The sequence below is a fragment of the Virgibacillus salexigens genome (assembly GCF_000723585.1).
Lineage (GTDB): Bacteria > Bacillota > Bacilli > Bacillales > Amphibacillaceae > Virgibacillus > Virgibacillus salexigens.
Map to the genome: position 1 here is coordinate 512,691 of NZ_CCDP010000001.1, position 21,449 is coordinate 534,139.

The 21,449-nt window shown below is 36.6% G+C and carries 24 protein-coding genes; 16 read left to right on the forward strand and 8 right to left on the reverse strand.

Features of this window, described 5'->3' with window-relative positions:
* Nucleotides 1-43: 43 nt before the first annotated feature.
* Nucleotides 44-739 (reverse strand): Na-translocating system protein MpsC family protein, encoded by a 696-nt coding sequence (locus BN990_RS02440; protein WP_038242125.1) that lies wholly within the window; start codon nucleotides 737-739, stop codon nucleotides 44-46.
* 301 nt (nucleotides 740-1,040) lie between these two features.
* On the opposite strand from BN990_RS02440, the gene BN990_RS02445 reads away from it, so the two are divergent.
* The 3 genes from BN990_RS02445 (at nucleotide 1,041) to BN990_RS02455 (ending at nucleotide 4,283) form a co-directional block, all read left to right on the forward strand.
* Complete coding sequence (locus BN990_RS02445; protein WP_021289888.1) at nucleotides 1,041-1,481, forward strand: OsmC family protein; 441 nt, start codon at nucleotides 1,041-1,043, stop codon at nucleotides 1,479-1,481.
* Between the two features lie 202 nt (nucleotides 1,482-1,683).
* Nucleotides 1,684-3,078: an L-cystine transporter gene (locus BN990_RS02450; protein ID WP_021289887.1), complete on the forward strand. Its 1,395-nt coding sequence runs from the start codon at nucleotides 1,684-1,686 to the stop codon at nucleotides 3,076-3,078.
* A gap of 182 nt (nucleotides 3,079-3,260) precedes the next feature.
* On the forward strand, nucleotides 3,261-4,283 hold the full coding sequence (locus BN990_RS02455) for an ion channel (protein WP_038242128.1): 1,023 nt from the start codon (nucleotides 3,261-3,263) through the stop codon (nucleotides 4,281-4,283).
* Between the two features lie 217 nt (nucleotides 4,284-4,500).
* Here the strand turns inward: BN990_RS02455 and BN990_RS02460 are convergent, their stop codons facing one another.
* Nucleotides 4,501-6,291, reverse strand: coding sequence for a DNA ligase D (locus BN990_RS02460; RefSeq protein ID WP_306465012.1), 1,791 nt, complete (start codon nucleotides 6,289-6,291; stop codon nucleotides 4,501-4,503).
* 117 nt (nucleotides 6,292-6,408) lie between these two features.
* Here BN990_RS02460 and ku point away from each other — a divergent pair, with 117 nt between their 5' ends.
* From ku to BN990_RS23555, 4 genes are all read left to right on the forward strand, one after another.
* Complete coding sequence (gene ku / locus BN990_RS02465) at nucleotides 6,409-7,260, forward strand: non-homologous end joining protein Ku (protein WP_021289884.1); 852 nt, start codon at nucleotides 6,409-6,411, stop codon at nucleotides 7,258-7,260.
* A gap of 220 nt (nucleotides 7,261-7,480) precedes the next feature.
* Nucleotides 7,481-8,497: an acyltransferase family protein gene (locus BN990_RS02470; protein WP_021289883.1), complete on the forward strand. Its 1,017-nt coding sequence runs from the start codon at nucleotides 7,481-7,483 to the stop codon at nucleotides 8,495-8,497.
* A gap of 30 nt (nucleotides 8,498-8,527) precedes the next feature.
* Complete coding sequence (locus BN990_RS02475; protein ID WP_038242129.1) at nucleotides 8,528-9,355, forward strand: sugar nucleotide-binding protein; 828 nt, start codon at nucleotides 8,528-8,530, stop codon at nucleotides 9,353-9,355.
* A gap of 51 nt (nucleotides 9,356-9,406) precedes the next feature.
* A complete protein-coding gene (locus BN990_RS23555; protein WP_148530707.1) occupies nucleotides 9,407-9,529 on the forward strand; it encodes an IS3 family transposase in 123 nt (40 codons plus the stop codon).
* A gap of 238 nt (nucleotides 9,530-9,767) precedes the next feature.
* Here the strand turns inward: BN990_RS23555 and BN990_RS02480 are convergent, their stop codons facing one another.
* Nucleotides 9,768-11,117 carry a YjiH family protein gene (locus BN990_RS02480; protein ID WP_038242130.1) on the reverse strand — a complete coding sequence of 450 codons (1,350 nt, stop codon included), beginning with the start codon at nucleotides 11,115-11,117 and terminating at the stop codon, nucleotides 9,768-9,770.
* Nucleotides 11,118-11,244: 127 nt separating this feature from the next.
* On the opposite strand from BN990_RS02480, the gene BN990_RS02485 reads away from it, so the two are divergent.
* The 8 genes from BN990_RS02485 (at nucleotide 11,245) to BN990_RS02515 (ending at nucleotide 17,887) form a co-directional block, all read left to right on the forward strand.
* Nucleotides 11,245-12,891, forward strand: a complete 1,647-nt coding sequence (locus tag BN990_RS02485) for an ABC1 kinase family protein (RefSeq protein WP_051738999.1) — start codon at nucleotides 11,245-11,247, stop codon at nucleotides 12,889-12,891.
* Between the two features lie 12 nt (nucleotides 12,892-12,903).
* Nucleotides 12,904-13,203, forward strand: coding sequence for a phasin family protein (locus BN990_RS02490; RefSeq protein ID WP_021289879.1), 300 nt, complete (start codon nucleotides 12,904-12,906; stop codon nucleotides 13,201-13,203).
* A 242-nt stretch (nucleotides 13,204-13,445) separates the two neighbouring features.
* Nucleotides 13,446-14,138: a cytochrome c oxidase subunit II gene (gene coxB, locus BN990_RS02495; protein ID WP_158295213.1), complete on the forward strand. Its 693-nt coding sequence runs from the start codon at nucleotides 13,446-13,448 to the stop codon at nucleotides 14,136-14,138.
* Nucleotides 14,139-14,278: 140 nt separating this feature from the next.
* Nucleotides 14,279-16,075: a cytochrome c oxidase subunit I gene (ctaD, locus tag BN990_RS02500; RefSeq protein WP_370459191.1), complete on the forward strand. Its 1,797-nt coding sequence runs from the start codon at nucleotides 14,279-14,281 to the stop codon at nucleotides 16,073-16,075.
* A complete protein-coding gene (locus tag BN990_RS02505; RefSeq protein WP_021289876.1) occupies nucleotides 16,068-16,640 on the forward strand; it encodes a cytochrome c oxidase subunit 3 in 573 nt (190 codons plus the stop codon). The genes ctaD and BN990_RS02505 overlap by 8 nt, the downstream gene beginning before the upstream one ends.
* Nucleotides 16,641-16,821: 181 nt before the next feature.
* Nucleotides 16,822-16,965, forward strand: coding sequence for a hypothetical protein (locus BN990_RS22860; RefSeq protein ID WP_021289875.1), 144 nt, complete (start codon nucleotides 16,822-16,824; stop codon nucleotides 16,963-16,965).
* A 227-nt stretch (nucleotides 16,966-17,192) separates the two neighbouring features.
* Nucleotides 17,193-17,498, forward strand: coding sequence for a YwdI family protein (locus tag BN990_RS02510; protein ID WP_038242139.1), 306 nt, complete (start codon nucleotides 17,193-17,195; stop codon nucleotides 17,496-17,498).
* 20 nt (nucleotides 17,499-17,518) lie between these two features.
* Nucleotides 17,519-17,887: a DUF423 domain-containing protein gene (locus tag BN990_RS02515; RefSeq protein ID WP_021289873.1), complete on the forward strand. Its 369-nt coding sequence runs from the start codon at nucleotides 17,519-17,521 to the stop codon at nucleotides 17,885-17,887.
* Nucleotides 17,888-17,905: 18 nt separating this feature from the next.
* Here BN990_RS02515 and BN990_RS02520 read toward each other — a convergent pair whose 3' ends face one another.
* The 4 genes from BN990_RS02520 to BN990_RS02535 all read right to left on the reverse strand — a co-directional run bounded on the left by BN990_RS02520 (nucleotide 17,906) and on the right by BN990_RS02535 (nucleotide 20,262).
* Nucleotides 17,906-18,157 carry a hypothetical protein gene (locus tag BN990_RS02520; RefSeq protein ID WP_021289872.1) on the reverse strand — a complete coding sequence of 84 codons (252 nt, stop codon included), beginning with the start codon at nucleotides 18,155-18,157 and terminating at the stop codon, nucleotides 17,906-17,908.
* 116 nt (nucleotides 18,158-18,273) lie between these two features.
* Nucleotides 18,274-18,744 carry a spore coat protein GerQ gene (gerQ, locus tag BN990_RS02525; RefSeq protein WP_021289871.1) on the reverse strand — a complete coding sequence of 157 codons (471 nt, stop codon included), beginning with the start codon at nucleotides 18,742-18,744 and terminating at the stop codon, nucleotides 18,274-18,276.
* A gap of 36 nt (nucleotides 18,745-18,780) precedes the next feature.
* Nucleotides 18,781-19,206, reverse strand: a complete 426-nt coding sequence (locus tag BN990_RS02530; protein ID WP_038242142.1) for a cell wall hydrolase — start codon at nucleotides 19,204-19,206, stop codon at nucleotides 18,781-18,783.
* A 114-nt stretch (nucleotides 19,207-19,320) separates the two neighbouring features.
* Complete coding sequence (locus tag BN990_RS02535) at nucleotides 19,321-20,262, reverse strand: SDR family oxidoreductase (protein ID WP_369759835.1); 942 nt, start codon at nucleotides 20,260-20,262, stop codon at nucleotides 19,321-19,323.
* Between the two features lie 191 nt (nucleotides 20,263-20,453).
* Between BN990_RS02535 and BN990_RS22865 the strand changes: the two genes are divergently transcribed.
* Nucleotides 20,454-20,618 (forward strand): hypothetical protein, encoded by a 165-nt coding sequence (locus BN990_RS22865; protein WP_187370445.1) that lies wholly within the window; start codon nucleotides 20,454-20,456, stop codon nucleotides 20,616-20,618.
* A 46-nt stretch (nucleotides 20,619-20,664) separates the two neighbouring features.
* On the opposite strand, the gene hemQ is transcribed toward BN990_RS22865, so the two are convergent.
* Nucleotides 20,665-21,411: a hydrogen peroxide-dependent heme synthase gene (hemQ, locus tag BN990_RS02540; protein ID WP_021289867.1), complete on the reverse strand. Its 747-nt coding sequence runs from the start codon at nucleotides 21,409-21,411 to the stop codon at nucleotides 20,665-20,667.
* Between the last annotated feature and the right edge of the window lie 38 nt (nucleotides 21,412-21,449).

Sequence of the window (21,449 nt, forward strand, 5' to 3'; positions counted from 1 at the left end):
TTTTCGGCTTATGTCTTAGCGCTATTGTCTAGACATTCCCACCTTATTTATTTGGAGCATGTAATATGAATATTACATAACCTGTATCACTATCAAAATCCCAATCTACAAATACATCTTCAATAGCTTGTTCTAAAACAGTTTCAAGATAAGTTGTTTGAATTAAGTGCTTCTCTAATTTCCGTTTCGACAGCCTTAATTGCTCTTCAAACCCAGTATTGATTAATTCATTTTCAATACATACAAGAATATCCTCTCGCTTTGAAATAATTGTACGATCATTTAGCTTAAATGATTTGATATTGCGAGGAGATTTTTGCGCCTTCTTCGTAAATCGTTCAATTTCCTCATGTATTTCTTTTTTGGCTTTGTAGTCAAGCTGATCCGTTTCAAATTCGTTTGGATTGGTTTGTAATTCGGCAAAAAGAATCCCTGTCCTTTTTTCTAAATTCCAATCATAGCGAATAGTCCCTACGGAGTGATTCGTCTCCGCTGAAAGTAATACTTGTAAATCGGGTTTTATTTTACTCATTAATAGATCTCTTGTTTCCTGAACCTTTAGTGCATTATTTTGCTCTAATAAGACGTTCTCCATCGGAGCGAGAAAATTCTTTAAATATATCGTAATAAAGGGCTTCTCTACCGTAACAAATAAAGATCCAGGACCCTTACCAAAATGATCACGTAATAGTTTGCCAGCTGCACTGGCTATTGATGACTCCATTGTTCTTGTTTCCACTAGTTCAATCATCCTTTATATAGAGGAATCCACATCATATTGCATTCCCATTAATAGTATACATTACCACCTAACGAGTGACAAGAAACCTAACCTCTAACAATTTCTTTTGAATTAGTCAACATGATATCATAAAGAGGGAAGCGGTGGCACTTATCATTTATGTATAAGGCTTTGTTATGTGAATGGTTAGCCTTAATGAAAAAACGTTCCCTTTGTATCTGAAAATGTTATATAATTCAGGCATAAATATTCTAATAATATTAAACGATTTGATACGCTAAAGTAGAGGTGATTAAATATGGCAGAACATCAATTTCATTTACGAGCAGAGTGGCCTGGCGGCAGAGATAGTCAAGGTTATATTGAAGCAGAAAACTTGAAAACCGCGATATCTATCCCACCTGAAATGGATGGTCCAGGAATAGGTACAAACCCCGATGAAATGTTGCTAGGGGCAGCTGCAACCTGTTATATTATTACGCTAGCTGCGATGATTGAACGAGCAGATTTACCATTAAAAGAGATGTCTTTAGATTCAGAAGGAATTGTGGATGTAACTAGAGGTGTATTTACTTATAAAAAGATTATCCATCGGCCGAAAGTAAAATTGGAAGAGCAAGCTTTGCATCAACAGTATAGTCGACTTCGTAAATTAGTAGAAAAAGCAGAACAGAGCTGTATGATTTCCCGTGCGATCAAAGGGAATGTAGAAATTGAATTAATTCCAATCATTGGTTAACTACTGTACATATTGTACAGTAGTTTTTTTAGTGTAAATCATTTCCTTGACACAATAGCTAAACCATTGTATTTTAAATAAGTCTTACTATTTTTATCGGATTAATTGTTTATTAGCAGGAACGATAAAAATAGATACGCATATGATAAATTCAGCTTTATATGCACAACATATCTGTAATAATAAAAGGGAGGTTCGAATCATGGATATACTTTATACGGTTATAAATATTGCGGTCTTATTAATTTTAATTGGTTTACTTATTTGGATGCAGAAAAAACATTTTTCGTTTACTAAACGTGTTTTTACTGGACTAGGGGCTGGGATTGTTCTAGGAGCTATCTTACAGCTGATTTACGGAGCAGGTTCCAATGTCCTAGCAGAAACAGCCGAATGGTATAGTATTGTTGGGAGTGGATATATTCGTTTTCTAATGATGATTGTTGTTCCGCTTGTGATGGTGTCCATCATTCAATCCATTATCAATTTAGAGAAGACAGCGGAATTAGGAAAGATGTCTGCATGGATTATCGGGATTTTAATCTCAACAACAATGATTGCAGCTCTAATTGGTATTGTCTCTGCAACTGTATTTGATTTGAGTGCAGAGCAGATAGAAGCAGGGCAAGCGGAAGATGAGCGAGGGAACATGCTTGAAACAACGTTAGGGGAAGTGGAGGAACAATCTGCACCGCAGAAAATCCTTAACTTTATTCCATCTAACATTTTCTTAGATATGACAGGGGAACGGTCAACGTCTGTCATTGCTGTTGTTATATTCTCCGTTATCGTTGGAATAGCTGTGTTAGGTGTACGGCGAAAAAATCCAGAGCAGGCCGAAATGTTTACAAAAATTGTAAATTCTTTCTATGCTGTCGTTATGCGGATTGTAACATTAATTCTACGTCTTACCCCTTATGGAATACTAGCGCTAATGGCAAATACGGTCGCAACCACTGATTTTGCAGGTATTCTGGAATTAGGAAAATTTGTGCTTGCCTCGTATGCAGCCTTGTTGGTAATGTTTGTTATTCACTTGATATTGGTGAGTTTATTTGGGCTCAATCCATTTACTTATTTACGTAAAGTAATTCCGGTATTAGGATTTGCTTTTACGTCACGTTCCAGTGCTGGTACCATTCCATTGAATATTCAAGCACAGCGAAATTCTCTAGGTGTTGATCAAGGTGTAGCAAATATGTCTGCTTCATTTGGGGCAACGATGGGGCAGAATGGGTGTGCAGGAATATACCCTGCAATGTTAGCAGTTATGATTGCACCGACAGTTGGAATTGATCCATTATCACCTGCATTTATCATACAACTTGTGCTCATTATAGGAATTAGTTCATTTGGAATAGCTGGGGTAGGTGGAGGAGCAACATTTGCTGCATTGATTGTATTATCTTCCATGAATTTACCAGTTGCCTTAGCTGGGTTGTTAATTTCAATTGAAGCGTTTATTGATATGGGGCGCACAGCCTTAAATGTTAATGGATCTATGGTTAGTGGTACATTAACATCTCGAATACTAAATAAAATGAATGTAAAAACGTATAACGATAAAACCGCTATTGAAGAAACTACATCTTTATAAAGGTGAAAATAGAGAGTCGTCCTAAGGTATAGGGCGGCTTTTTTACATGGACGTAAAGGGAAAGCAGTTCTGATATTATTTGAAGGTAAGCTTAGTCGTTTGTAAGTTAATCTGATCCAAACATTCCAAGCCTTTCTTCGGAATTTATGTTACTATCTTAATAGGTAAAAAGGGGGGATAGAGTGATTTTCTTTAAACAATTATTTGTAAAAGTTATTCGCTTAAATAATTGGTTTCTTCTGCTTTCGACAATAACATTGGTGTTAGTGAGTAGCTATTTTATTTACTTTTTAGAGCCTGCAACGTTTGAAAGTCCGTTTGAAGGACTTTGGTGGACAATGACAACGGTCACTACTGTGGGGTATGGGGATGTCTCACCAACAACTGTGCTTGGGAAAATATTTGCCATGTTTTTATATATTATTGGTATTGGTATAATGACCATCTTCATTGGAAAGGCAGTTGATTTCTTAAGTGTTCGCAAACGGTTAAAGGAGGAAGGTAAATTGAAGATAGCAACAAAAGACCATATAATCTTAGTAAATTGGACGAAGAAAGCAAGTATTACACTTGAAGAATTGCTGAAGACTTTTGATGATATAGCGATTGTTATTATTGATGAGAAACTGACTAAAACACCTCTGTTACACGAACAGGTTGAGTTTGTTCATGGAAATCCTGCAAATAAAGAGGTACTCTTGCAAGCAAATCTGATAGAAAGTCAATCGGTAATGGTGTTTTCATCAGAAGATACAGTGGCAACTTCGCAGGCTGACGGGCAAACCCTATTAATTGCAACGATTATTGAGGGGATTGGCAAAGCGTATGATAAGAATATATATACCATTTGTGAGGTGTTAGAGTCTAGACATATTCAAGCTTTCCAACATGTTTCCGTCGAGGAATTTATAACTGCTAATGATACAACAGCTCACTTGGCTGCTCGGTCCATTTTATATAACGGCTCCAGTGAAATAATTAGGCAGTTAACAAGTAATACAGGGTATGACCTTTACTCAATTGATAAAAAGACTACATGGCAAACCTATGAAGATGCTCGGAAAGATTTAGCTAATCATGGAGCAATGCTACTTTCAAACGGAAGCGATTTATCTGTGATTCATCAGCTAAAACAATCCATTCCAGATAATGCAACCTTATTTATTATTTGTGATGAATCGTCTTACAAGAATATTATCGCTTAAGTTCCATAATACGTGCAATAAGAGTTATTTAGCTAAACCATTTAAATAAACCCGAATACCAGACAGATTCGGGTTTTGTTGTTTATATAATAATTAAATCAAGTTATTCAAACAGAGAAATGAAGTCTTCTTTGGTGACAGTTATGGCTGAAAATCCAAACAGATAAGCATGTTCGAGAAGCACGGAAGTTATACTTACTTATGTCCCAGTCACGTTCTATCTTGTTAATAATTGTAAGATTTTTTCCAGGTTTTGTTTCTTTTTGGCATCCTCATAGGAAGAAAACGGGCAGCCTAAAGATTTAACACGATCAACCACATTGCTAATTGTAAATAATGAAGGTGTTAGTTCAGCGTTTATTTCTTCCCAAAATAATGGCGTGGCAACCGTTCCTTCGGGTGCTAATCTAGGTGAGTAGGGAGCAATAATAGTTTTGTTCTTTCCATGTTGCACATAGTCAATATACAAACGGTTCTTCCGTTTATTTTTCATTCGTTCGGTTGTGAATAGATCAGGATAAGCATTTTCCATTGTCCAAGCAATCGATTGTGTAAATAAGGCTGTTTGTTCATAAGTCATACTGTTTGGAGGAATTGGAATATAGATCTGCAATCCTTTATTACCTGACGTCTTTACAAAGCTGATTAAATCTAAATCATCTAGTAGTGGTTTCATAATTTGTGCCGCCTTCACTGCAAGCGGAAAACTATCTCGATGAGGTGGATCCAAATCAAATACAATTTCTTGCGGCATTGCGCGGTTGATTGTTTGAAAGGGAACGTGAAATTCAACTGCTCCATGGTTAGCAAACCAAATGAGCGAATCCAATGTATTACATAAAATGAGGCTGCTTTCCTTATTCATTTGTCTGGGAATAAAGGCTGGAGCGTAATTTGGCAAATGTTTTTGAAAGAAGTGCTCAGCTTCAACTCCATCTGGTGCACGAATAACGGTTAATGCGCGATTACGAACATGAGGAAGCAGATATGGCGTAATTTCACGTATGTAAGTTAGTAAATCGCCTTTCGTGTAATCAGGTTCTGGCCAAAACGTTTTCGTTGTGTTAGTCAAATCAATCTTCTCAGGCAACATTGCCATATCTATGCGTAACTGCTCTAACGTAACGTCTTGTGCATTCATATCGGGTAGTATAGAGACGAATTCAGGTTCACGCAGCTCTTGTTCATATAAATCTAAACTATGAATTTCTGCACAAATAGCCGGTGGCAGTATATACTTGTCTCCTTGCTTCTCTCCTTTTGATCGGAATATGTCTGTTAAGGTTTGAAATGTTTTTGATTCTAAGCCGTGTTTGCATTTACCGATCTCAAGGACTTTATTTCCATCAAACACACCCACCGTAAAGTAACTATTAGCTGTATGAAAAGCTGTTAAAAATCCGTGTAGCTTTCTCCAATTTTTAATTTTGAACCAGTCTTGATGATTTTTTCCTGATTTATATGCACTACTCTTTCGCTTTGCAATAATACCTTCGCCCTTATTCATAAAGACACGATCCCAGAGAAAGTGGGAGTTTTCCTCGCATGGAACATTATGCAGCCTTGAGAATTTCACTTCTTTAAATAGCTGCGTAAGAAATCGTTTTCTTTGAGTTAACGTCTGTTGTTCTAAAGGTTTTCCTTGTATTTTTGTGATATCGAATAGTTGCAAGCTTGCTGGTCGGTTTCGTGCTGCTTCTTCAATCACTTCTTTTGTTTTCATCCTTCCTCGTTTTTGTACCCAACCGAAGTTTGCTTGTATGTTGTTGTTCATTATTACCAATTCACCGTCTAGTTGAAGAGGTAGGTACTTTATCAACCCCTCTTGTTGTGAGCGACAGTCTGCTATAATTTCAGGGAATTTATTTGTTAAATCTTTATTGTTTTTACTTATTAATTGGATCGACGCCTGATCCCACTGTAATGTACAGCGGAATCCATCATATTTCACTTCATAGAGCCATTCTTTCCCTTTTGGGATAGCTTTGCTGGCAATAGGTTTCATCATTTGTTTGTTCCCTCCCTCCTGATATTGCTACCCGTAGTTTTAACTCCGTACGTGGTTCTTAAACAATGGGATAAATTTTTATTTTCCCGACAAACTATAAAAAAGGGAGGTTTTTTCATGCATACAATGTGGAAAGGAACAATCAGCTTCGGCTTAGTAAATATACCAGTGAAAATGCATGCTGCAACGGAGAATAAAGATGTAAAGCTACGACAGCTCCATAAGGAGTGCCAATCGCCAATAAAATACGAACGGACGTGTCCAGTATGCGATCGGCCAGTTGAAAATAATGAAATTGTTAAGGCTTATGAATATGCAAAAAACAAGTTTGTTGTACTAGACGAAGAAGATTTGGAAGCTTTAAAAAAAGAGCAGGAAGACAAAGCTGTAGAAATCGTTGATTTTGTTCAACTAGAGGAGATCGATCCAATTTATTTCGAGAAGAGTTATTATTTATCACCAAATGAAGGTGGTTCCAAAGCATATGGTTTACTCCGTAATGCATTAAAAGATACGAAAAAGATCGGTATTGCTAAAATGATTATTCGCTCCAAAGAACAACTTGCCGTTATTCGTGTTTACAAGAATACACTAGTAGTTGAAACGATACATTTTCCAGATGAAGTAAGAAACGTACAAGATGTTCCAAATGTTCCTGATGAAGTAGAAACAGACAAGAGTGAACTTGATACAGCTAAAATGCTTATTGATCAACTTACAAGTGAGTTTGACCCAACAAAATATGAAGATGAATACAGGAATGCATTGCTGGAATTAATCGAGCAGAAAAAGAATGATGACCAAACGGCTACAGCTGCGGATAAACCTTCACCTGAAGCAGCTACAAATTTAATGGATGCACTACAAGCGTCATTAGATCGTGCCAAGCAAGATAAGCCTAAACCTAAACAACCAACGAAACCGAAACAAAAAACAAAGACAACCAAAAAGAAAAAGACTGGTTCTTAAAAGGGTTGCCTCCTATGAATGGAGGCACTTTTTGTTTTCAGATTTTTCATAAACACAAATGGTAATTTTGGTGGTAATTTTGCAACTAGTTTACAAACTTCTAACAAGTCTATGAAATCGTCAATGAACCTATATACTTCTCATAAAAAAAGGGTAAAGTGGATAGTGCACAATAATTTTATTTAATTGAATGATTTCATTTAAAAAAGGATGAGCATGGATGGAAAGAAACGCCTTTTTTGATAATGCGAAAGTAATATTAATTGTTCTGGTTGTCTTTGGACATATGATTCAACCATTCACAGACCAATCTACAACCATTAACACACTTTATATGTGGATATATACCTTCCATATGCCTGCGTTTATTTTGCTCTCAGGTTTTTTTGCAAAAGGATCCGGGAATATAAAATATATCTTTAACTTAATAAAAAAATTATTAATTCCATATGTGATTTTTCAAATTTTATACTCTGGTTATTACTATTTAATTGGAAAATCAGGGTGGCAAACGGATTTATTTAGTCCACATTGGGCATTGTGGTTTTTATTTAGTTTATTCTGTTGGCATATGCTCTTATATTGGTTTAAAAAGCTTCCACCTGTATTGAGCGTTGTAATTGCTGTTCAATTAGGTCTTATTGTGGGGTACTTCGGCGAAATAGGACACACATTCAGCTTATCTCGTACGTTCGTATTCTTCCCGTTTTTCTTGATTGGATATTTGGTTACAGAAAAACAAATGATGCTCTTGAAAAATAAAGGAGTGAAGCTTGCATCCTTAATCGTCATGATTGGAATTGCAGCAGCTATTTATTATTTACCGGACTTTAATTCAGGTTGGCTGCTAGCTTCAAAATCCTATGGAGATCTAGGTTTGGCCGAATTTGGGGGGCTTGCCCGATTACTCGTTTATTTAACTGCTGGATTAATGGTAATTAGTGTTCTAGCATGGATACCGACAAGGAAGTTTAGGTGGACAGCATTAGGAGCTCGGACACTGTATGTTTATTTATTACACGGATTTTTTATCCAGTTTTTCCGTCAAGCAGAGTTATTCGAAATTAATGGCGTCATTGACTTTATCGGTCTTGCCGCACTATCATTATTGATTGTTCTTGTCTTGTCAAGTCGTCCTGTATTGGGTATTTGGCAGCCTTTTATCGAAGGAAAGGCATCGATAATGAAGCAAGCATTTAATCATAAGTTTAAGCATCATCCAAAAACGGAATCCTAAAAAAACGGCTAGGAAAGGGGAAAGATATTCATGAAAGTTTTTGTGTTTGGAGCGAGTGGTTATGTTGGAAGTTCTGTCTACAAACGATTAAAAGAAATCCCCAAAGTAAGTGTAAGTGGTACCTATTTGGATGAGCCACCGTTATTTGACGATTTAACTAGGTTAGATATAAATGAACCAGAATCATTCTCGGACTTTTATAAAGCGGAACAGCCAGATGTAATTGTATGGTCTGTAATGAGCGGTCCACAAGAACAACAGTTAACCGAACAAGGGTTAATGCATTTATTAACACACATTACCCCTGAAACGAAACTTGTCTATATATCATCTGACTATGTCTACAGTGCGGGTAAAGGTCCTTATTCAGAGACAGATCCGGTTACGACATTACCTGATGAACATAAATTAAGTAACTATGCCAATGGCAAAGTAAAAGCAGAGCGGTTTATTGCAAATGAGTTAACCAATTATGTAATAGTGCGAGTTGGTCCGGTTTTTGGTGAAAATCAAATCGGGAAAATGGATGAACGAACTGATCGATTATCCTATCATTTACGGGCGGGAAAGGCCATTCATTTTCGAGATGATTTGTTTCGGACATTTTGTCATGTAGAAGATCTTGCAGAAGTGATTGTAGAAATGGTGAGTAATGATATAGTAGGAGTGTTTAATGCCGGATCTACAGAACCAAAAAGCTTTTATGAATTTATGGGGTTAACAGCAGAACAATTAGGGTTTGACCCTGGTTTTGTGGAAAAAGCTAGTGAAGAAGAAGAGGTTGATCAAGAAATCCCTAAAAACACTTCCTTGCACACCGAAAAAATAAAAGAATTAATGAAACAACAAAAAACGTAATATAAGATGGTTGAGAACGTGGTATCTCCCCTTAAGGTAAACAGATAAAAAATACAATCTGTTTTATCTAAAGGGGAGTTTTTCTATACGCAAAAATATGGCACATGTGAGAATCTTTCAAAAGCCATAGATGAATATATCTACGAAGATTCAAAAAGGAAAAAACGGCCATAGCACTTTGAGTATAGAACAAAATGCTTGAGGCTTATTTCCACATTTTACTCGACAGCCTTATTCTTAAGATTGAATTTCTAGAGACGATGATGATTTGGTTTCGATCAGGGAAAAGGGAACCATTTAGATCCTAAGTGGAACAGAGAAAAGGCGCTACTTATCAAAAAAGCTTGTAGAAAAACACGGGGTTTCTCTACAAGCTACGGTTGGGTTATTTCATCACAAAACTGTTTTTTCATTAGAAAATAATATGAGCGATTAATGTAATAATTGGTAGTGTAATAATTGTACGTAATAGGAAGATTATAACTAGGTCTTTAAACGAAACTGGTACTTTGGAACCTAATAATAAACCACCTACTTCTGACATATAAATTAACTGAGTAACAGATAAAGCTGCAATAATAAATCTAGTGATTTCCTCTTCAATAGAGGAGGCAAAAATTGCTGGTAAGAACATATCCGCAAATCCAATTAATATTGTTTCAGAGGCAGCTTGGGCAGATGGGATTTGTAGAAGTTCCAATAATGGAATGAATGGCACACCTAACCACTGAAATACAGGTGTGTTTTCAGCAATTATTAAAGCAATAAGTCCAAATGCCATGACAACTGGAGCAACACCCATCCACATGTCGAGGATATTTTGGCCGCCCTCTTTTATGAATTGATAGATGCTTTTTTCTTTTTGTGCACGAGTTAAGGCTTTTTTATAACCAAAAGTTAGAACATTGTCTCCATCGGGTATTTCTTCTGTTATTCCATCAGCGTTCTCGTTAACATATGTATCTGCTTTTCGAGAAAGTGGTGGAATACGCGGCATAATTAGAGCAGCTACGAATCCAGCAACTAATACTGTTCCATAAAATGGGAGGAACATATCGCCAAGATTCACTTCAGAAATGATAACGAGTGAGAAGGTAATGGATACGACCGAAAAGGTTGTTCCGATTACTGCTGCTTCTCTTTTCGTATAATAACCTTCTTCATACTGTTTACTAGTAAGTAAGACACCAATTGTGCCATCTCCAACCCAAGAGGCTAAGGAATCGATGGACCCACGTCCTGGTAAACGAAAGAGCGGACGCATAATTTTTGTCATTAACGTCCCAAATAACTCAAGTAATCCGAAGTTCATAAGTAAAGGGAGGAATAGGCCAGCGAAAAGAAACACAGCAAACAGCACATGTAAAAGATCATCAAGTAATAATTGTCCTGTTGCTTCACCATGAATGAATGCTGGCCCTAGTCGAAAATAGACCATAATCGCAAAAATAGCCGCTAGTACACGCGTAATTGTCCAAAAGCTACTAACATGAAATAGCTGTTGAAAGAAAGGTGTACGATTTAATCGATCCCGTCCTATTATTTTAGCGAGCACACTCATGACTGCAGTAATAACGATAATAATCATCATAATAGCTGATAATTGATCGGCTAACAAATCTTGGACATAACCAGCAAGGATCGCTATAGGAATCGTTAATCCTTCGTCCGTCTGCATTGGAGACATAAATAAGAAGACACCGATAAGGGATGGTATAATAAATTTCAAGTGATCTGTTATGGAATAATTATTGTTTTTCATAAGAACCCCCAGCGTTCCGTATTCTTCTTTATTATAAGGGAAATATAGCTGATGTCCAACTAAAAATTAACGGAGACGATGTTTAGAGGAGATTCAGGTTAGGGTAAATAATAATGAGGTGTTCTGGGTGAATAAGGGTTTAAAATATAAGTTGAGCTATCGCTCTAGTGTAATGGTATGGATGACAATTAAATTTATTTTTAAAATTTATTTCTTTTATTTTAAAAACCGTGTATGGGATGAGCGGACGTTACAAAAGTGGAATGCTTTAGTTACTACTATGGCTAAAGAATATCGGGAGAAGGCAATACATCTGGGCGGCGTGCTAATTAAAGTAGGACAATTCCTTAGTACTAGAACAGATTTTATGCCAGATGCGTTTATCAAAGAATTAAGCGGATTGGTCGACCGGGTTCCACCTATGCCGTTTACATATGCAAGAAAGCTATTAGAGGAAGAATGGGGCGAAGATATATATCATTATTTAGATGAAATTCAATTTGCATCGGTAGCATCTGCGTCGATTGGGGAAGTTTATCATGCCAAATTAAAAGATAGCGGCACAGAAGTAGCAATTAAAGTGCAGCGTTATCGTGTTAGAGAAATATTTCATAAAGATTTCAAAGCCTTGCGAATCGTTTTTTGGTTGATTTCTGTATTTACTTCTTTTGGTAAGAAAGCAGATTTACCAGCATTATATCGTGAACTAGTTACCGTCATGAATAAGGAACTTGATTTTGATCAGGAATTGAATCACGCTCATTATTTTCAAGATCGATTTAAGGATAATGAAGCTATCCATATCCCATACTATATGGAAAATCTTTGTACAAAAAAAGTGCTTGTTATAGAGTGGGTAGATGGAGCTAAAATTACAGATACTAATTATATGTATCGACATCAACTATCAACGGAGCATATTGCAAGAACCATATTTGACTTTTATTTAGAGCAGTTTCTCAATCCTGGTAAATTCCACGCTGATCCGCATGCAGGGAATTTATTAATCCAGCCAAATGGAACTGTTGTTATCATTGACTTTGGTATGGTTGGTGAAGTGCGTAAACAAGACACACACTATTTTAAGCGCCTCATTCAAAATATTATCATGGATGATTATGATCGAGTAATTGAAATTCTAGATGAAATGGATTTCCTTCTTCCAAACGCGGATCGCAGAAAATTGAAACGGCTGATCCGAGATACGATTGAGCTTTATCAAAATGGCGCATTTCATATGGTTGATATGAATACAATGGAACAATTAAAAGAAGATATTCGGTTACTTATTAAGGATCAACCAATTCAGTTATCCGCTGAATATGCTTATTTAGGAAGAGCTATTTCCATTGTACTTGGTATATTATTAGCTATTTATCCTGATGTGGATATTCAAAAATGGGCAAAACCAAAAATAAAAAAATGGTTCGGCGGACGGAACTTAGCCGAATCCATTTATAAACAATATGTGAAAGATACAGTCAAACCAGTTTTATCTTATCCAAAAGCAATGTTAAACTGGTTGGAAAATGGGGAAAAAGATAGACAGTGGGATAATCAAAAACAGCAAAAAAACTTAAAGCATCACTATTTTATTTTTTTAGAAATCATTCATTTTATCCTGCTGCTTGTGAGTATCGGTTGTAGTTTTGTAGGCTATTATGTTCAGCTGCAACTCGTTACCCATATAGCACTTTGGGGAATCGGGTTATTCTCCATTCTGCTAGTGGGATTATTATATAAACATTACAACGTCATTCGAGATAAAATGTAAGGGGGTGTTAACGTGAATGATGTTCTAAAAAAAGGATTTCTATTAGGGTTAGGTGCAGCTGTAACAAGTAAAGAAAAGTTTGAAAGTAAAGTAAAACAGCTGGTTGATAAAAATGAACTTACTCAAGAACAAGCGAGAACAGTGCTGCAAAACTTCGTGGATAAAGGTGAAATGAAGAAGGACGAATGGAACTCTCAACAATACGAGCAAACACAAAAATTAGCTAAAGAATTTGGATTAGCTACGAAGGAAGATATCAACGAACTAAGAGCAAGAATTACAGAATTGGAAAGTAAATTAGAAGAAGAATAAGCAAGGACAAAAGCGAGCGGCCATACATTGGTGTCGCTCGTTTTTTATAAGAAATGAGAATTTTTTACGATAAGAAATACTTATATTATGGAAAAGAAACTTCATCGCTTCGTGATGAAAGCCAACATTATTGATCAGCGCTCGCGCCATTTGCAATGGGCGGGTGAAGATAAAGTTTTGATGTCGTATCTTTGGGGTAACGGTACATGAAGTATTCATTCCCTGAAAAGGTTGGATGTATCATGAAAAAAATAGTATGGCTTTTTATGTTGATTTTCTTAGCTGGATGTAATATTACCGTACTGCAGCCCAAAAGTGAGACAGCTAGTGAACAAGCATTCTTAATTAATTTTAGTTTTTGGCTCATGATGATTGTTGTGGTTACGGTTTTTACTTTATTTATTCGTTTTGTATATAAATATCGATTTACGGAAAAAAGGAAGGACGATCTACCAGAAGATGTAAAAGGAAATCGGAAGTTAGAAATTACATGGATTGTGTTGCCTATTCTATTACTCATTGTTTTAGCTGTACCAACAATTGCCATTACTTATGAACAATCAGCCAAAGCACCGCAAGATAGAAAGAAGAACGGAGTACATATTGATGTAATAGGTAAGCAGTTCAGTTGGACATTTCAACATGAAAATGGCAAAAAAGAAATGAATCGACTGGTGATCCCAGAAGGAGAACCAATTATTTTTCATTTGACCTCTGAAGATGTCATTCACTCCTTTTGGGTTCCTAAATTAGGTGGCAAAGTCGATGTTATGCCTGGAAAAGAAATAACTTATGAAATAAAAAAACCAGAAAAAGGATCTTATCAAGGGAAGTGTGCGGAATATTGTGGACTTGCTCATGCTAATATGACCTTTAAAACAAAGGTAGTAGCTAAAGAAGATTATCAGGAATATCTAATACAGGAATCGCAATAAGTATGAGGTGAACGTTTATGAAGCTATCCTTATTTGGACAAAATGTAATGATTCCTTCTGATGTTATAGCTGCATGGATTACTTCTATCCTATTAGCTATTATCATTGGATTCTTCATCATAAAGAAGCGGAAGTTTAGCATGATTTGGAAGTATCTAAGAACGACGAATCATCGAAGAATAGGAATCATGTATATATTGTTTGGTATTATCTACTTTTTTAGGGCTGGATTAGATGCATTGTTTATTCGAGCTCAATTAGCAATACCAAATAATGATTTTTGGGTCTTCCAAGGCGAAAAATATAACGAAGTATTTACAACACATGGTACATTAATGATCTTTTTTGTTGCCATGCCACTATTGTTGGGACTCATGAATATTGCGGTTCCTTTGCAAATTGGTGCAAGAGATTTAGCATTTCCATTTTTAAATGCACTAGGGTTTTGGCTGTTTTTCGCTGGTTCCCTTTTCTTTAATATAGCATTTTTTATAAATATGACTCCAGAAGTTGGTTGGACAGGCTATACACCGTTATCAAGGGCTGAATATACACCTGGTGCAGGAACAGAGTTTTATGTTTTTGGTTTGCAAATATCCGGGTTAGGTACCATTTTTACAGCACTTAACTTAATTGTTACGATTATGCGTCATCGAGCACCAGGAATGAAGTATACAAGAATGCCCTTGTTTGCTTGGGCAACCTTAATCACTTCCTTTCTAATTTTAATCGCTTTTACGGTATTGGCAATTGCCCTATATCTTCTCATGTTTGACAGATTATTTGGAACGGGGTTCTTCTCTGGAGAAGAAGGCGATCCAATTTTTTGGCAGCATTTATTCTGGATTTTTGGACATCCTGAAGTGTATATTCTGGCATTGCCAGCTTTTGGCATCTTCTCTGATATTATTGCTACGTTTTCTCGAAAGCGTATTTTTGGCTATCCAGTTATGGTCGTATCTATTACTTTAATTGGATTTTTAGGGTTTATGGTTTGGTCGCATCACATGTTTACGGTAGGACTTGGACCAATGGCAAATACATTTTTTGCGATTACCACCATGGCAATTGCTGTCCCTACAGGAATCAAGGTTTTTAATTGGCTATTTACAATGCGTGGTGGGGTTATTCATTTTACAACACCAATGCTATTTGCGTTAGGTTTTATTCCTTCCTTTGTAATGGGTGGAGTAACAGGGGTAATGCTTTCTGTATCTGCTGCAGATTTTCAATTCCACGATACACACTTTGTGGTCGCTCATTTTCACTATGTGATTATTGCTTCTACGATATTAGGTGTATTTGCTGGATTGTATTATTGGTACCCTAAGATCACTGGCTATATTTTAGACGAAAAGTTAGGCAAATGGCATTTTTGGACATTTCTCATTGGATTTCATTTAACTTTTTTCCCCATGCATATTACGGGATTGGAGGGAATGCCACGTCGTGTCTACACATATACCCAAGCAGACGGTATTTTTCTTCTAAACGCTGCAAGTACAGTGGGTGCTTTTTTAATGGGAATAAGCATGCTATTTGCTGTTTGGAATGTGTATATAACACATAAAAAAGGTGAAAAAGTTGGGAATGATCCATGGAATGGTCGTACATTAGAATGGACCGAAGCTTCACCTGCCCCGGAACATACATTTGAACCAATGCCAATTGTCGATGAAATAGACGCTTTCTGGTTTGCGAAAATTGAAAACAGATCGCTAGCAACTACTTTAGCAGTTAGAATAAAGCCATTGGAGCAAGAAACGATTCAACCATTTTTCATTGCCATGGCATTGCTAGTAATATGTACAGGACTAACATTTACATGGTATTGGTTGACGATAGCTGGGGCAGTACTATTATTTTCGCTACTCATTGTACGATCCTTTACAGATGAACGAGAAAGTTTCTATGGGAAGGAAGATCCGTATGAATAGTCAAGAAGCAGCGTTATTTCAAGATAAGAAGATTGGCTTCTTTATATATTTGGGTGTGGAAGCAATTATGTTTGCTGTTTTGTTTGCGACATATTTTATTTTTACACCAGCAGCTAAAGGACCCTATCCTACGGAAGTGTTTGAAGCGAGGACGGTTTTGCTTTCATCGTTTTTTCTTTTATCTAGTAGTGGGACGTTGCTTATAGCTGAAAAGGGAATAGAAAAGAAGAATCAAACAAAGGTGATCGTCGGGCTAGGTGCTACCTTATTATGCGCTTTCGCTTTTCTTGGATTAGAAATTCATGAGTTTTATACATTTGTACAGGAAGGGTATGGTATAACTACCAGCATATTCTTAGCATCTTTCTATGTTCTCGTAGGTCTGCATGCTGCGCATGTTGCCTTTGGCATTGGCTGGATGATTGTATTATTCCTTCATTACTATCGACCTAAGGTATCCTATTCCTTGTATATGGAAAAACAAATCATTTTCTCGTATTACTGGCATTTTGTTGATGTCGTTTGGGTTTTCATCATTTTGTTGGTATATTTACCATATCTCTAATTAGGGTGAAAAAAGTATACTTACAAGGAATGGTGTCAGGTTATATTTCTTCCATTTTGTCAAAAACAGTAGTTATCTGTAAATTCTGCCTATTTTTTATATTGTAGTTGATTATAGCCATAAACAGCGGTACAATGTAATAGCATATTAACTCGGTATTAGTAGGGGGAATCTTAAGCGTATGGTTAGCTTTTTACAGGTATGTGATGATACAGAGAAGAAGCTTGGCAGGAAATTGCAGGAGAAGGAAATACAGTTTTTGCAATGGGTGTATAAACGCTATATAGAGGAACAACCTAAAAGTGTATTGGAATACTTAGGGTAATGGATATGGATAATAGGGTCTCATATGATAGGTATCGAGTTGATAAAAATGAAAACCAGTAACAAGGTCCTGTCGAACAGGGCTTTTTTATTGCCTAAAAGTATAAATTGTACCAGGGGTTATTCATGGAATTAACGGACAGAAACAATAGGAAGTAAACTGTTTGTTTATAGATATAAATCCTTTTATAATAGAAGAAGAAAAACAAGGAAGGGGTACATAAAAAGATGGCAGTAGCAAACTCCACTATCATTCAAAAAATGATAAATGAACTACAATCTGCAAAGCAGGTAGAGGAACATTCAAAGGAAATGTATAAACATATTAGTAATGTTCGTTTATTATGTGATTTATTCCTTGAAGAAGATATAGAAGAAAATTCTAAACCAACTAAAACAGCTATAAATGATATCTCTGCTGCGGAGATGAAGGCTATGCTTGGCGAGATGAAAGCAAAAACGCATGCCGAATCAACTTACAAATCTACCGCCGATCATGATGGAGCGAATGGTGAATCACTATTTGAATTTTAAATAAAGAGGTGTAAAATAACATGAAGCTATTCTTATTATTGGGTATTATCAATGGGTTTTTAGCTGTGGCATTAGGCGCATTCGGAGCTCATGGATTGGAAGGTAAAATCTCTAAAAGTGCGATCGCAACCTGGGAAAAAGCTGTGAACTATCAAATGTTCCACACGATGGCTTTATTAGTAACAGGTATTTTAATGATGAAAGCAAATTCAGCAGGTATCATGTGGGCTGGGTGGATGTTTTTCTTTGGGATAATTTTATTCTCGGGAAGTTTGTATATTTATTCAACAACGGCTATTAAAACATTTGCTATGATTACACCAATTGGAGGAGTTGCGTTTTTAATAGGTTGGATACTTTTGGGAACCTTCGTGGTAAAACACTTATAGTATTATAGAAAGCAATCCTTATAGTTGGAAAACAAAAAATATTGAAAACAGCAATATCAATAATGCACGTGCAGCTTGTTTTAATGCATGTTGTGATTTGTAGGTATTCCAATCTATCCACGCATCACAAGCAAGACTTACAATAACAAGTAAGATACAGAAGAAAATAAGTACAGTGTATGCTTTAATCATCGCGATTAACCCAATAACTGCAGCACCAATTAGAGAGATGAGCTCTATTAAGATAAATTTTTCATAAGGTCGTTTCATATAATCAACCTCTCTACACCTTTCTAATGGTACAAATAGAGGGATGACACAATAGAATGAAGTGTCATCCCTCTTTCTTAGAAGAAATATCATTCCAATTACTTTCTTAGCTATAATTATCTTGGAGAATAGGATGTATTTCCATAAGGATAGGAGTAATTTAATTCTTCATCAAAGGTTACATAATCTAAGTACACCATTAATAGTAAATATCGCTTTCCTGTTTGAGGGTCACTTAAAACGATATGGTCTCTTCCAGCAGCTTCGATAATTCCTCTAAAAACTTTGGCATTCCACTGCTCATTATTCTCAAATGTCATGTAGACCGTCGCTTCTTTTCCTCTGTTTAATCGAAGGATGTTTTCAATATACGATTCTTGTTCAGGTAGCATCATTCCTTGACCGTTACCACCACTTGTTGGGTATGGCTGTGCCTGTTGCATAGATTGTTGCATTGGTGGTTGGGTTGATTGCCTCATATTGTAAACAGGGTAATAGGCTGGAGATGTCGCTGGGTAATAGTAATATGGATAAGGTTGTTGATAGGCATTTGCCTGCTGGTTGTTGTTTTCCTGGTTATCACTCATTTAAAAACCTCCTGTACATCTTTTTGAATTTTTGAACTAACGGAAGACACTTGGGCATTCTTCCGCTGTTGGTGCAAAAAAACAGTGAGACTTGAATCTACCAACATTTGATTGACCATACCATTGAGCAGGGCATGCCCCTGCTGGCATGAAAAACCATAAGGAGTTGGTAGCAGGGTGCTGCCGTTCTCCTTGAATCACCCTTCTTGCCAAACGTTTCTCAGACTCTCGAGCGCGTTGATAAAAATACCCTTTTTGGGTTGCCTCAAATCCGCCAGGACTTTGATATACCATATCATTAATGGTGCGAATATCAGTGAAATCAAGGCAGTCGGAAATGACACGATTAATTCCGGTATTTCCAACCATTAGCATACCTAAGTCTCCGTCCCCTTCTGCCTCTGCACGCATTAATCTTGCAAGGAGTGCTACATCTTTATCTGTATGTTTGACAACGGCCATTAGCATTCCTCATTTCTGTCCAATCTGGTTGCACTAGTATATGTATGTAATGACGAAGGGAAATATGTTTAAATGATTGAAAAAATGAGGACAAAAAACACCCTAGAAAAATGGTTATGAATTTGTAGATTCCCCACCATCCACATGCAGGACCTGCCCTGTAACTAGTCTTGAGTCATCTGATGCAAGGTAAACATAAGTAGGTGCTAGTTCAAATGGCTGACCAATCCGATTAAATAAGTTTGTGCCATGCAGGGCATTCATGTCAGATGAAAAGCTTGCTGGTATTAGTGGCGTCCAAATTCTTCCCGGAGCTACAGCATTCACACGAATACCTTGGCTTGCCACATTTTTTGCAAGGGATCTAGTCCAGCCTACAATAGCGCCTTTGGTGGCAGTGTAATCAATTAATAACGGTTCCCCTGCATATGTAACTACGGATGTAGTCCCAATAATTGAGCTTCCTGGTTTTAAATAGGGTAAGGCTGCTTTTGTTGTATAGAAATGCGAGTAAATATTTATCTTAAATGTTGTATCAAATTGTTCATCTGTAATATCTAATAAATCATTTTGCTGAAATTGAATACCAACATTATTACAAAGTATGTCTAATCTCCCAAAAGCATCGATGGTTTTATCTACGATTAATTTACAATGTTGTCTTTCTGTTAAATCACCTGGTATTAACAAACATTTCTGATCATGAGCTTCAATTCGTTTTTTCGTTCGTTCTGCATCTTTCTGTTCATCTAAGTAAGCAATTGCTACATTTGCTCCCTCTTTTGCAAAGGCAATTGCAGCCGAAGCCCCTATACCACTATCTCCACCAGTAATTAAAGCAACTTTATCCTTTAATTTATTACTCCCTTGATAATGTGGATTTTCAATGATTGGTTTTGGTACCATGAAGTCTTCATGCCCTGGCTGACTTAATTGGCGTTGTTCTGGATTACTTAAAGGTATGTCTTCATAGCGAGTGATTTTTCCATAATTAGGATAGAGCGGATAGGGGTCTGTTTGTTTGTTTTCCTCAAACCATTTCTGATACGCTCGTATATCACGTAATTCCTCTTCAGATGGAAATTGGTTACGAGAATGACCTTCTTTCAACTTAAACCCTCCTTTTTCATTTATGTAATACTGTATGAATGGGCTGCTGTCTATGTGCTAGTTAGATTGATTTATTAGCTAGACTTGTTTCAACCGGAAAGTTATATCATAGACTATAGAAAGGGGAGGGAAGTTTATTGTTAATTACATTTCACCCAAAGGTAACGTGGTTGTTAATTGGACATTCAGAGGAACGGGTCAGAATGCATTACCTTGATGAAAGCTGGTCCATGCCAGTTATTGGTGAGCGGCCACCTTATTACACAAATCCACAGTATAAACCGTATTTTCCACTTATTTAATCAAAAAAAGGAATGCCGCCTGAACAGGGGCATTCCTAATTACTTATTAGATATTTAAGTAAGCTGCGATGGCATCATTTGGAAGGTGATTTCCAACAAAGAATTCACCGAACTCTCCGTATTTCGAACTTACTTCGTCAAAACGCATTTCATAAACAATTTTTTTGAACTGTAATGGATCGTGTGCAAATAAAGTAACGCCCCATTCCCAATCGTCTAATCCAATCGAGCCGGTAATAATTTGGCTAACTTTGCCTGCATATTTACGACCTGTCTTACTATGTTCATAAAGCAATTGCCCTCTGACGTCTTTTTCCAGTGTATACCAATTTTCTTCCCCTTGACGTCGTCTGTCCATTGGATAGAAACACACATGCTCCCATTTAGGTAGTATTGGTTTTAGCCGTTTTGCTATCTCGGGAAGCTCCTCTGGTTTTTCCACTTTATATGGACGGTACTTAGATAACTCTACAACAGATACATAAGAGTGTGCAGGAATTAAAAATTCTCCCATTTTAGATTTATTAAGCTCTGTTTCAATTTCAGACAACTCGTTTGTTGTTGGTCGTAAGAACATAAACATCAGGTCTGCTTTTTGCCCAACAATATTATAAAGCACGTGACTTCCATTATTTTCTTCTTCTACTTTCTCCCATGCTGCCAACAATTGTTGAAGGCTTTCAATAGCCTCTTTTCTTTCTTCTTCTGTAGCTAACTTCCAAGAAGTCCAATCCACAGTGCGGAAATCATGCAGGCTATACCAACCATCCATGGTTTCTACTGCTTCTACCATCACTATCTCTCCTTTTTATATCAACTAGTAGAGGTGGC